This window comes from Aquipuribacter hungaricus (assembly GCF_037860755.1).
Classification (GTDB): Bacteria; Actinomycetota; Actinomycetes; order Actinomycetales; family JBBAYJ01; genus Aquipuribacter; species Aquipuribacter hungaricus.
Map to the genome: position 1 here is coordinate 1 of NZ_JBBEOI010000108.1, position 11787 is coordinate 11787.

At 75.8% G+C, this 11787-nt stretch carries 10 protein-coding genes; 1 reads left to right on the top strand and 9 read right to left on the bottom strand.

The annotated features are described in order from the left end of the window. The 6 genes from WCS02_RS11985 to metG form a co-directional block, all read right to left on the bottom strand. The coding region (locus WCS02_RS11985) for an ABC-F family ATP-binding cassette domain-containing protein (protein WP_340293406.1) at positions 1–1606 on the bottom strand (1606 nt) is incomplete at its 3' end. 35 nt (positions 1607–1641) lie between these two features. After that, positions 1642–2592: a 4-(cytidine 5'-diphospho)-2-C-methyl-D-erythritol kinase gene (locus WCS02_RS11990; protein ID WP_340293408.1), complete on the bottom strand. Its 951-nt coding sequence runs from the start codon at positions 2590–2592 to the stop codon at positions 1642–1644. Positions 2593–2610: 18 nt separating this feature from the next. Continuing rightward, the gene (rsmA, locus tag WCS02_RS11995; protein ID WP_340293410.1) at positions 2611–3444 is read right to left on the bottom strand and encodes a 16S rRNA (adenine(1518)-N(6)/adenine(1519)-N(6))-dimethyltransferase RsmA; all 834 of its coding nucleotides are present in this window, start codon (positions 3442–3444) and stop codon (positions 2611–2613) included. A 73-nt stretch (positions 3445–3517) separates the two neighbouring features. Then, positions 3518–4774: a transglycosylase family protein gene (locus WCS02_RS12000; RefSeq protein ID WP_340293412.1), complete on the bottom strand. Its 1257-nt coding sequence runs from the start codon at positions 4772–4774 to the stop codon at positions 3518–3520. A 202-nt stretch (positions 4775–4976) separates the two neighbouring features. Beyond that, positions 4977–5921: a TatD family hydrolase gene (locus WCS02_RS12005; RefSeq protein WP_340293415.1), complete on the bottom strand. Its 945-nt coding sequence runs from the start codon at positions 5919–5921 to the stop codon at positions 4977–4979. Continuing rightward, positions 5918–7723, bottom strand: coding sequence for a methionine--tRNA ligase (gene metG / locus WCS02_RS12010; RefSeq protein WP_340293418.1), 1806 nt, complete (start codon positions 7721–7723; stop codon positions 5918–5920). The genes WCS02_RS12005 and metG overlap by 4 nt, the downstream gene beginning before the upstream one ends. Before the next feature lie 22 nt (positions 7724–7745). Between metG and WCS02_RS12015 the strand changes: the two genes are divergently transcribed. After that, entirely contained in the window at positions 7746–8291 is a 546-nt protein-coding gene (locus WCS02_RS12015) for a VanZ family protein (RefSeq protein WP_340293420.1), read from the top strand. Here the strand turns inward: WCS02_RS12015 and WCS02_RS12020 are convergent. The 3 genes from WCS02_RS12020 to rsmI all read right to left on the bottom strand — a co-directional run bounded on the left by WCS02_RS12020 (position 8236) and on the right by rsmI (position 11694). Then, a complete protein-coding gene (locus WCS02_RS12020) occupies positions 8236–9309 on the bottom strand; it encodes a GGDEF domain-containing protein (protein ID WP_340293422.1) in 1074 nt (357 codons plus the stop codon). The two genes, WCS02_RS12015 and WCS02_RS12020, sit on opposite strands and share 56 nt — an antisense overlap. Positions 9310–9407: 98 nt before the next feature. Further along, positions 9408–10604 (bottom strand): aminotransferase class I/II-fold pyridoxal phosphate-dependent enzyme, encoded by a 1197-nt coding sequence (locus tag WCS02_RS12025; protein WP_340293425.1) that lies wholly within the window; start codon positions 10602–10604, stop codon positions 9408–9410. 160 nt (positions 10605–10764) lie between these two features. Then, positions 10765–11694, bottom strand: coding sequence for a 16S rRNA (cytidine(1402)-2'-O)-methyltransferase (gene rsmI, locus WCS02_RS12030; RefSeq protein WP_376983608.1), 930 nt, complete (start codon positions 11692–11694; stop codon positions 10765–10767). Positions 11695–11787: the final 93 nt, after the last annotated feature.

Genomic DNA, 11787 nt, shown 5'->3' on the forward strand with positions numbered 1-11787 from the left:
CGCCGGACGTGCCGGCACCCGACCCACCGGTGGCGCCGGCGCCGGGCAGCCCGGCGTGACCCGAGGCGTGCAGGGCCGCGCGCCGCTCGAGGTACTCGTCGACGCCGCGCGGCAGGCCGCGGACCGTGCCGTCGCCGACCAGGCCGACGTGGGTGTCGCAGAGCCGCTCGAGCAGGTACCGGTCGTGGCTGACGACGACCAGCGTGCCGGCGTAGGAGTCGAGCACGTCCTCCATGGCGGCGAGGGAGTCGGTGTCCAGGTCGTTCGTCGGCTCGTCGAGCAGGAGCAGGTTCGGCTGGGACAGCAGCAGCCGCAGCAGCTGCAGGCGCCGCCGCTCGCCGCCGGACAGGTCCTTCACCAGCGTCCACTGCCGCTGCTGCGGGAAGCCGAGCTGCTCGACCAGCTGCGAGGCGGTCATCTCCTTGCCGGCGACGACGACCGTGCGGGCCACGTGCTCGACCGCCTCGACCGCCCGCAGGTGCTCGACCTCGTGCAGCTCGGCGAGGTCCTGGGTGAGGATCGCCAGGCGGACCGTGGTCCCCCGCTTCACCCGGCCGGCGTCGGGCTGCCGGTCGCCGGTGAGGAGGCGCATCAGGGTCGTCTTGCCCGCGCCGTTGGCGCCGACCACGCCGACCCGCTCGCCGGGGGCCAGGCGCCACGTGACGTCGTGGAGCAGGGGGACGTCGCCGCCGCGGGGGTGCTCGACCCGGACGTCCTCGACATCGACGACGTCCTTGCCGAGCCGGACCGCGGCGAGCTTCTGCAGCGCGACGGTGTCACGGGGCGGCGGCTCGTCGGCGATGAGCTCGGTGGCGGCGTCGATGCGGAACTTGGGCTTGGACGTCCGGGCGGGGGCGCCCCGCCGCAACCAGGCCAGCTCCTTGCGGGCCAGGTTGCGCCGGCGCTCCTCGGTGACCTGCGAGACGCGCTCGCGCTCCACCCGTGCCAGCACCCACGCGGCGTACCCGCCCTCGTAGGCGTCGACGACGGCGTCGTGGACCTCCCACGTGGTCGTGCACACCGCGTCGAGGAACCACCGGTCGTGGGTGACGACGACGAGCGCGCCGCGCCCGGTCGCCCCGCGCGCCCGCAGGTGCCGGGCCAGCCAGTCGACCCCGTCGACGTCGAGGTGGTTCGTGGGCTCGTCGAGCAGCAGCACGTCGGGGTCCTCGACGAGGACCGCCGCGAGCGCGACCCGGCGCAGCTGGCCGCCGGACAGCTCGTCGGTGCGGGCGTCCATGCCGCCCACCCCCGCGGCCTCGGGCCCGCCGAGCAGCCCGCCGACGACGTCGCGGACCTTGGGGTCGCCGGCCCAGGTGTGGGCCTCGGCCGCGCGGTCGCCGAGGACGACCTCCGCGACGGTGGAGCCGGTGGGCCGGTCGCGCTGGTCGAGCATGCCGACGCGGACGCCGCCGCGGACGGCCACCCGGCCGGCGTGCAGGTCCCCGGTCCCGGCGAGGACGCGGAGCAGGGTGGACTTGCCGTCGCCGTTGCGGCCGACGACGCCGACCATGTCGCCGTCGTCCACGCCGAGCGAGACGTCGTCGAGCAGGACACGGTCGGGCAGCGCGACGTGGGCGCCGGTGACGTTGACGAGGTTGGGCACGGTGCAGACGGCTCCGGACTGGTGGGGGGCCCGGGTCAGCGACCGACGCTGCGGACCCCGGGGTCGACGACCCTGCAGCCTGGCACGGGTCCGGACGCGCGCAGCACCCGGCTCACGCCCGGAGCGTCGGCCAGGGCCACGGCGAGCTCGCCGGCGTGCGGCTCGTCCTCGGCGAGCACCGCCACGGTGGGCCCGGAGCCGGAGACGAGCACCCCGGCCGGGCTCACCGCCTCCACGTGCTCCAGCAGCATGTCCAGCTCCGGGCGCAGCGACACCGCGGCCGGCTGCAGGTCGTTGTGCAGGGTCCGGCCGAGCCGGGACGCCTCGCCGGAGCGCAGCGCCTGCATGAGGGGCTCGGACACCCGCGGCTCCACGAGCACTCGACCGGCGCGCAGCCGGTCGAGCTCGCCGTACACCGCGGGCGTGGACAGCTCGCCGTCGGCGACCAGGAGCACCCAGTGCCAGCCGGTCCGGCTCAGCGCCGGGGTGAGGCGCTCGCCCCGGCCCATGCCGACCGCCGTGCCGCCGAGCAGCGAGAACGGCACGTCGCTGCCGATCCGCGAGGCGACCTCGGACAGCTGGGCCCGGTCCAGGTCCAGCCCCCACAGGGTGTCGCAGGCCAGGAGCGCCGCGGCGGCGTCGGCGGACCCGCCGGCCATGCCGCCGGCGACGGGGATGCGCTTGCGCACGTGCAGGTGGACCCCGAGCCGGGGCGCGGTCTCCGGGCCGACGGCGTGGAGCAGGGCGCGGGCGGCGCGGACCGCGAGGTTGCTGCCGTCGTCGGGGACCCGCGCGGCGTCGGTGCCGGTGACCTCGACGGTGAACTGCCCGCCCGGGGCGGGGGTGGCGGTGACCTCGTCGTAGAGGTCGACGGCCTGGAAGACCGTGGCCAGGTCGTGGTAGCCGTCCTCGGCCGGGGCACCGACCGACAGCTGCAGGTTGATCTTGGCGGGTGCCCGCACGGTGACCGAGGATCGAGAACCCATGGCCTCCGAGGCTAGGGCCTAGGTCCTGACCGCGCGCCCCAGCGCCTGCGCCACCGCGGCGAAGTCCGCCACACCCAGCCGTTCGGCCCTCGCCGTCGGGTCGATGCCGGCCTCCTCGCAGGCGGCCTGCGCAGCGGCGGCCGACCCGGCCCGGACCGCGAGGGACTGCCGCAGCGTCTTGCGCCGCTGGGAGAAGGCGGCGTCGACGGTGGCGAAGACGTCCTCGCGGGAGGCCTCGGTGACCGGCGGCTCGCGGCGCTCGAAGCCGACGAGGCCGGAGTCGACGCGGGGCACGGGCCAGAACACCGTCGGCGCCACCGACCCCACGCGGCGCGCGGCGGCGTACCAGGCGAGCTTGACCGACGGCACGCCGTAGACGCGGCTGCCGGGCGGCGCGCACAGCCGGTCGGCCACCTCCGACTGCACCATGACGACGCCCCGGCGGACGGAGGGCACGTCGCGCAGCACCGACAGCAGCAGCGGCACGGCGACGTTGTACGGCAGGTTCGCGACGAAGGCCGTCGGCTCCAGCGGCAGGTCGAGCCCGGCGATGCCGGTGGCGTCGCCGCGGACCAGGTGCAGCCGGTCCGACGCCGCGGGCAGGTGCTCGGCCACCGTCCCGGGCAGCGCGTCGGCGAGCCGCTCGTCGAGCTCGACGGCGACGACCTGGGCGCCGGCGGACAGCAGCGGCAGGGTGAGCGACCCCAGCCCGGGGCCGACCTCGAGCACGACCTCGCCCGGCTGCACGCCCGCCAGCCGGACGATGCGCGACACCGTGCCGACGTCGGTGACGAAGTTCTGGCCCTTGCTCTTGGTGGGGGCCACGCCGTGCCGGGTCGCGAGCGCGCGCACGGCAGCGGCCCCGAGCCCCACGAGGGGGTCGGGGCCGCTGCCGTCGGACGCGGGGAGGGTCAGCTGCCCGGCCTCAGCCGAACAGCCGCGGGCCGCAGTGCGGCCACTGGCCGGCACCGCTGCGGGCGTAGAGCGCCTTGGCGCGCGCCGTCTGCTCCGAGGCGGGCGCCTGGCTGGCGTTGCCGGAGCCGCCGACGGACTGCCAGGTGCTGGTGCTGAACTGGTACAGCCCGTGGTACCGGCCGTTGCTCGACACGATGGTCGGGTTCCCGCCGGACTCGCAGGCGGCCAGCGCCGCCCAGTTGAGGGAGTCGACGTCGCCGGAGACCGACGGGGCCGGCGAGGAGGACCCGCCGGACGACGAGCCGCCGGACGGGGCGGAGCCGCCTGAGGGCGCGGCCGGTGCCGCGGGGGCCGGGGCCGCCGGGCGGGGTGCGGGCGGCGGCGGCTTCGGCCGCTCCTTGGTGCCCTCCGCGACGACCCGCGTGACGGGCTCGCGGACGGTGGTGCGGGCGGTCTCGGTGCGCGACTCCTCGACCCCGTCGACGGTGACGACGCTGAAGGTCACGGACTGCTCGCCGGGGGCACCGGGCTCGCGGACCTCGTCGTCGCCGACGAACATCTCGGGGTCCTCGACGGTGGTCGCGGTGTTCGGCACGGCGACGGCCTCGACGACGTCGGCGACGGAGACGCGCTGGACGGTCACGGTCTGCCCGGCGGCGAGGACCTCGTCGGCGGAGGTGCTGAGCCGGTCGTCGGCGTCGAGCTCGACCGACAGCTCGGCGAGCAGGTCGCGGACGGTCGGGGCCGGGGTGGTCACGGCCCGGGTCTGGCCGTCGGCGACGAGGGTCACGGCCTTGGGCATGCTGAGGACGACGGAGCGGCCGTCGCGGTCGATGCGCGCGGAGCGCGAGGACGACAGCCAGGCGTCGTCGGTGCGCAGCCCGGCGGCGGACAGCGCCTCGTCGACGGTGAGCTCGGTGGTCCAGTAGACCGTCTCGACGCCGGCGGGGTCGGCGACGGTGAGCTTGCGTGCGTAGCGGACGACGACGGTGTCGCCGTCGGCGACGGTCTCGCCCGGGGCGGGCGACACGAGGTCGCGGCCGCCGACGTCGAGCTGGGCGGCGGCGAGGACGTCGGAGACCTCGCTGCCGAGGATGCGGACCTGCTGGGCCCGGCCGTCGACCTCGAGGGTCACGGTCCGGTCGAACACCGTCCAGCCGGCGGCACCGGCGACGAGGAGGGTGAGCACCGCGGCCTGGGCGGCGGCGACGAGCCGGCTGGGGCGCGCGACGGCGCGCACGACGGGGGCGAGGGGGGAGAACGTCAAGGGAGACCGCCTGCTAGAGCTGTCCGGGTACCGACACCGCACGCGCAAGGCGTCCTGCCGCGGGGGGGTGGACGTGGGGACGTCCGGGGGGTCGGATCCGGCTACCAGCCGCGACCGTAACCGGTCTGTGACCTTTCCCGGAACCTGCGGTGCTCACACGTGAGACATCGCACACCGGCTCAAGGTCGGGTGCGAGCGCGCTCTAGCGGCCCCCGGGGACCGCCGGCCGGCCGGCCGGCGCGGCCTGCCAGGGGCCGTAGGCGCGCTCGGCGTTGCGGGTCAGGGCGTCGCAGAGCTGCTCGAGGTCGTCGCCGCGGAGCTCCGCCATCGCCCTCACCGTGTGGGGCAGCAGGTACGAGGCGTTGGGCCGGCCCCGGTACGGGTGGGGGGTGAGGAACGGGGCGTCGGTCTCCACGAGCAGCAGCTCCTGCGGCACGACCGCGCAGGCGTCGCGCAGGTCCTGGGCGTTGCGGAAGGTGAGCACCCCGGCGAACGAGCAGTACCAGCCCTGCTCGCCGGCGACCCGGGCCATGGCCACGTCGCCGGAGAAGCAGTGGAACACCGTCACCTCGGGCGCCCCCTCCTCGCGCAGGACCCGGAGCACGTCGTCGTGGGCGTCCCGGTCGTGGACCTGCAGCGCGAGCCCGGTCCGCTTCGCCAGGTCGACGTGGCGGCGGAACGACTCCTCCTGGGCCGCGCGGCCCTCGGGCGGGGTGCGGAAGAAGTCCAGCCCGGTCTCCCCCACCACCCGGACCAGCGGGTGGTCGAGCATCGCCGCGATCTCCTCGAGCGCGGCGTCGAGGCCGGCGGCGTCCAGGCGCGCGGCCTCGTTGGGGTGCAGCGCGACCCCGCCGAGCAGCGGCAGGACGCCGTCCTCGCCGGGCTGCTGGGCGTCGAGCAGCTCCAGCGTCCACCGGGCCGCCGGCAGGTCGCACCCGATCTGCACGGCGCGCGGCGCCCCGGAGGCGGCGGCGAGCGCGAGCAGGTCGTCGACGGAGCGGTCCTCGGCGTCGCCGATGTCCAGGTGGGTGTGGTCGTCGACGACGGGCAGCGGCAGCGGCTCCGGGGCGGGCGGCGGGGTGCGGTCGCGCCGGCGCCCGTCCTGCTCGGTCGTCCCCGACCGCTCGCGGATGGGCCGCAGCGTCACGCCCCGGCCTCGCCGCGCAGCCGGGCCAGCTCGGTCTCGACCACCGAGTCGTCGAGCTTGGTGAACACCGGCGTGGGCGTCGGGACCGGCGTGCCCGGAACGACGGGCACGCGGTGCCAGGTGCCCCGCATCGAGGTGTAGTCCCCGGTGAGCACCGGGTAGGGGGCGCCGCCGTCGAGGTCGTCGACCTCGCGGATCTCGGGCATCGGGGCGAGGACCCCGGTGCGACCGAACGTCTCGTGCACCGCCTGCGCGCTGTGCGGCAGGAACGGGCTGAGCATCGTGTTGCAGTCGCTGATGCACTGGGCGGCCACGTGGAGCACGGTGCGCATCCGGTCGGGGTCGGTCTTCTTGAGGCGGAACGGCTCGGTCTCGGAGATGTAGGCGTTGACGTCGCCGACCACGCGCATGGCCTCGGCGAGGGCCTGCTTCTGCCGGTGGGTGCGCAGCAGCTCCCCGACCGTGCCGAAGGCGGCCTCGGTCCGCTCGAGCAGGGTGGTGTCGACGGGGTGCAGCTCGCCGGCCGCCGGGACCTCGCCGAGGTTCTTGGCGAGCATGCCGGCGGTGCGGTTGACGAGGTTGCCCCAGCCGGCGACCAGCTCGGTGTTGGTGCGACGGACGAACTCCGCCCACGTGAAGTCGGCGTCCGCCGTCTCGGGCCCGGCGGCGCAGATGAAGTACCGCAGCGCGTCCGGCTGGTAGCGCTCGAGCACGTCGCGGACGTAGATGACGACACCGCGGCTGGAGCTGAACTGCTTGCCCTCCATGGTGAGGAACTCGCTGGAGACGACCTCGGTGGGCAGGTTGAGGTGGCCGAACGGGCCCTGCTCGCCGCCGCGCGACCCCTCGCCGTTGTGGCCGAGCAGCTCCGCCGGCCAGATCTGGCTGTGGAAGGTGATGTTGTCCTTGCCCATGAAGTAGTACGACAGCGCCGCGGGGTCGGTCCACCACTCGCGCCAGCGCTCGGGGTCGCCCTGGCGCCTGGCCCACTCCACCGACGCCGACAGGTAGCCGACCACCGCGTCGAACCAGACGTAGATCCGCTTGGCCGGGTTGTCCTCCCAGCCGGGCAGCGGGACCCGGATGCCCCAGTCCAGGTCGCGGGTGATGGCCCGGGGCCGGACGTCGGCGAGCAGGTTGCGGCTGAAGCCCAGCACGTTGGGCCGCCAGGCCCCGGACTCCTCGACCCCGGCGAGCCACTGCCCGAGCGCGTCGGCGAGCGCGGGCAGGTCGAGGAACAGGTGCTCGGTCTCGACGAACTCCGGCACCTCACCGTCGATCCGGCTGCGGGGGCTGACGAGGTCGACCGGGTCGAGCTGGTTGCCGCAGTTGTCGCACTGGTCCCCGCGCGCGGAGGTGTACCCGCAGATCGGGCAGGTGCCCTCGATGTAGCGGTCGGGCAGGGTGCGCCCGGTGCGGGGGCTGATCGCGCCCAGCGCGGTCTGCGCGACGACGTAGCCGTTGGCGTGGACGGCCCGGAACAGGGTCTGGACGACCTGGTGGTGGTTGCGCGTCGAGGTGCGCGTGAACAGGTCGTACGACAGCCCGAGCGCCTGGAGGTCCTCGACGATGACCCGGTTGTAGCGGTCCGCCAGGTCCTGGGGGCTCACGCCCTCCTTCTCGGCCTGGACGAGGATCGGGGTGCCGTGCTCGTCGGTGCCGGAGACCATGAGGACGTCGTGCCCGGCCATCCGCATGTACCGGCTGAAGACGTCGGACGGGACGCCGAAGCCGGCGACGTGGCCGATGTGGCGGGGGCCGTTGGCGTACGGCCAGGCCACCGCGGAGAGCACGTGGGTCATGCCGTCAGCCTAGGGTCGTCCGGTGCAGCGCTTCCTCCTCACCCACGAGACCGTGGTGCCCGCGCTGCTGGTGGCCGTGCTCGTCGCCTGGGCCGCGTCCGGGCCGCTCGGCCGGGCCATGGGCGCCCGCCGGCTGGCCGCCGCGGCGCTCGTGCTGGCGTGCCTGGGGCCGCTCGCCCTCACGCTCGGCCCGCAGCTGCCGCTGGAGCTCGGCAGCGGCCGCGGCTGCGTGAGCCACGTCCGGCCCTACCGCTGGTGGGGCCAGGGCGGCGAGGAGGTCGCCAACCTCCTGCTGCTGGTCCCGCTCGGGCTGCTGGCCCCGCTGCTGCTGCGTGCCCGGGCCGCGGTGCCGCTGCTCGTGCTCGGCGCCGGGTTCCCGTGGGCGGTCGAGCTCACGCAGTACCTGCTGCCGTGGCTGGGCCGGGAGTGCGACCTCACCGACGTCGCGCTCAACGGGCTCGGCCTGGCCGCCGGCACCGCGGCCGGCGTGCTGCTGGTGCTCGTGCGCCGGCTCAGGCGACGCCGGACAGCACCCGGTCCCCGCCGGAGCGTTTCGCCCGGTACATGAGCTCGTCGGCCTCGTCGACGCGGCGCAGCAGCCAGCCCTGGCGCTCCTCGGCCTCGCCGGTCGCCACGGTCATGGTCCCCCGGACCGCGCCGACGCTGGCGCTGGTCCTCCAGCCGGCCCCCGAGCGGACCACGGCGGCCCCCCGGACGGCCTCGGCCACCTCCTCCAGGGGTCGCGGCCCGGCCGCGACGAGCACGAGGAACTCCTCCCCGCCCAGCCGCGCGACCAGGGCGCCCGCCAGCGTCCCGCCGGTCTCGCCGAGACCGGCCAGGGCGGCTGCCACCGCCCGCAGCGCCTCGTCCCCGACGGAGTGGCCGTGGGTGTCGTTGAGAAGCTTGAACCCGTCGAGGTCGAGGGTGATGACGTCGACCGTGCGGGACCCCGACAGCAGCGCGGCCGCGCGCTCGAACAGGCCCCGCCGGTTGAGCAGGCCCGTGAGCGGGTCGGTCCGGGCGAGCAGGTGCTCGCGGGCGTGCGCGTCGGCCAGCTGCCCCCGCAGCCGCAGCACCGCCGCGGCGGGGGCGACGATCCCGGCGACGACGGCGACCGACGTGACGACCACCGTGACCGGGTCCGTGCTCGCCCACGCCACGCACGTCAGGGCGGCCAGCGAGGCGACGCCGACCTGCACCCAGGTCGCCCGGCGGCCCAGCTGCATGGCGGCCACGACGCACAGCACGCCAAGGAACAGCGGCACGAGCAGCGCCATCTCCCGGCGCTCCCCGGTCGCGGCCCCCGCGACCGCGGCCAGCGTGAACAGCGGCAGGCAGACCGGGAGCACGCGGCGCACCCGGGAGCCGAAGCCCAGCAGCAGCACCGCGGCGGCGCTGTAGAGGACGACGAGCACCCACGCGGTCACCGCGCCGGAGCCCGGGCGGTGCTGGCCGGGCAGGGTCCACACCCAGACGGTCGGCCACAGCACGAGCACGAGCAGCCGCACCGCCCGCAGCACCGGGTCCGCCGTGCCGGGCCGCCGGGTGCGCCACCTCGACCGCGGCGACGGGACGTGGGCGACCATCGCGACAGCGTGTCACCCGCGGCGACGGCCTGTCATGGGTGTCGGCGAGCCGTGCCCCGGACGGCCGCCCGGTCCGTGAGCCGTCAGCCCCCGGGGGGTCAGCCCCCGGTGAGGAGCGGCAGCCCGCGCCGGATGGCCCGGACGCCCTGGCCGATCCGGTGCTCGTTCTCGATGAGCGAGAAGCGGACGAACCCGTCGCCGTCGGGGCCGAACCCGACCCCGGGCGAGGTCGCGACGTCGCAGTCGGTCACCAGCCGGGTGGCGAAGGCGATGGAGCCCTCGTCGCGGTAGGCGGGCGGGATCGGCGCCCAGACGAACATCGACCCGCGCGGGCGCGGCACGTCCCAGCCGATCCGGTGCAGCCCGTCGACCAGGGCGTCGCGGCGCCCGCGGTAGACCTCGCTCACCTCGTCCGGGTAGTCGGCGGCCTCGGTCATCGTCACGGTCGCCGCGATCTGGATCGGCTGGAAGGTGCCGTAGTCCAGGTAGCTCTTGAGCTTGCCCAGGGCCGCGACGACGTCGGCGCGGCCGAGCATGAACGCCACCCGCCAGCCGGCCATCGAGAACGACTTGGTCATCGAGTACAGCTCGACGGCCACGTCGAGCGCCCCCTCGCACTGCAGGATCGACGGCGGTCGCCAGCCGTCGAAGGCGACGTCGGCGTAGGCGAAGTCGTGGACCAGGACGACGTCCTTGCCGCGGGCCCAGTCCACGAGCCGCTGCAGGTCCTCCAGCTCGACGGTCGCGCCCGTGGGGTTGTGGGGGAAGGACAGGACGACGACGCGCGGCCGCGGCCAGCCGTACTCCCACTGCGCCATGACGTTGTCCACGTAGGCCGCGCCCGCCGTGGCCAGGTCCGGGCCCATCGACACCTGGCGGACGTCCGCGCCGGCCAGGTAGGGGCCCCAGATGTGGATCGGGTAGCTGGGCTGCGGCACGAGCGCGGCGTCCCCGGCCTGCAGCAGCACCCACATCAGGTGGCTGAAGCCCTCCTTGGCGCCGATCGTGCTGATGACCTGGGTCTCCGGGTCCAGCTCGACGCCGAACCGGTCGCGGTAGCGCGCGACGACGGCCTGGCGGAGCTTGGGCAGCCCGCGCGAGGAGGAGTAGCGGTGGTTGCGGGAGTTCCGGGCCGCCTCGGCGAGCTTGTCGACCGCGATGCCGGGGCTCGGGATGTCCGGGTTGCCGAAGCCGAGGTCGACGATGTCGCGGCCCTCGCGCCGGGCCTGCTGCTTGAGCCCGTCGATGATGGTGAAGACGTACGGCGGCAGGCCGGTGATGCGCCGGAACTCCATCGACCCAGCGTAGGCGCGCAGGGACCCCGCGTCAGGGGTGTCTCGCCGCGGGCGGCCGGGCCCGTTCGGTCACAACGGCACCCTGCGCCGGTCTAGCCGACCGAGGGTGCCGTCGTGGCGGCTCACGTTCGACGGAGGGTGCCGTTGCGACGGGACGGGCTCAGCCGCGCCGGGCCGCCAGCACGGCGTCGTACAGCGCGTTCTTGCGGACGCCGTGCTCGGCGGCCACCGCGGCGACGGCCTCCTTGGTGCGCACGCCCTCGGCCTCCCGCGCGGTCACCACGGCGACCAGGTCCTCCGGCGTCGGCGCGCTGGCCCGGGCGCCCTCGAGGACCACGGTGATCTCCCCGAGCACGGTCGCGCCCCGCGCCCAGGCGGCGAGCTCGCCGAGCGTCCCCCGCCGGACCTCCTCGTAGGTCTTGGTCAGCTCGCGGCAGACCGCCACCCGGCGCCCCTCGCCGAGCACCTCGGCGGCGTGGCCGAGCATCTCCGCCAGCCGGTGGGGCGCCTCGAAGAGCACCGTGGTCCTGGGCTCCGTCGCCAGCAGCGCCAGCGCCCGGGCCCGCTCGCCCTGCTTGCGGGGCAGGAACCCGTCGAAGGCGAACCGGTCCGTCGGCAGCCCCGACACCGCGAGCGCGGCGAGCACCGCGGACGGTCCCGGCACGACGCTCACCGGCAGCCCCGCCTCGACGGCGGCGACGACCAGCCGGTACCCCGGGTCGGACACCGTGGGCATGCCCGCGTCGGTGACGACGAGGACGCTGCGCCCGGCGCGGACCTCGGCGAGCAGCGCCTCGGACCCGCCGCCGGAGGTGCCGCCCTCGTTGTGCTCGTGGTGGGCGACGACCCGGCCGCGGACCTCGACGCCGAGGGCCCCGACGAGGCGCCGCAGCCGGCGGGTGTCCTCGGCGGCGACCACGTCGGCCTCGCCGAGCCAGCGCCGCAGCCGCTCGCTGGCGTCGGTCGGGTCGCCGATCGGCGTGGCCGCGACGACGACGACGCCACGCCGGGCGGCGGGCGAGGTCGGCGGGGCGGCGGCCCCCTCGACGGTCGTCGGCAGGTCCTCGTCCACGGCGCCGTCGTCTCCCACCCCGCGACCGTAGGGCCCCCGTAGCATCGGCGCGTGGCCACCGTGACGTCGACCGCCCTCCCGCGGCGGCGTCCCCCGGCCGGCGCCGGCACC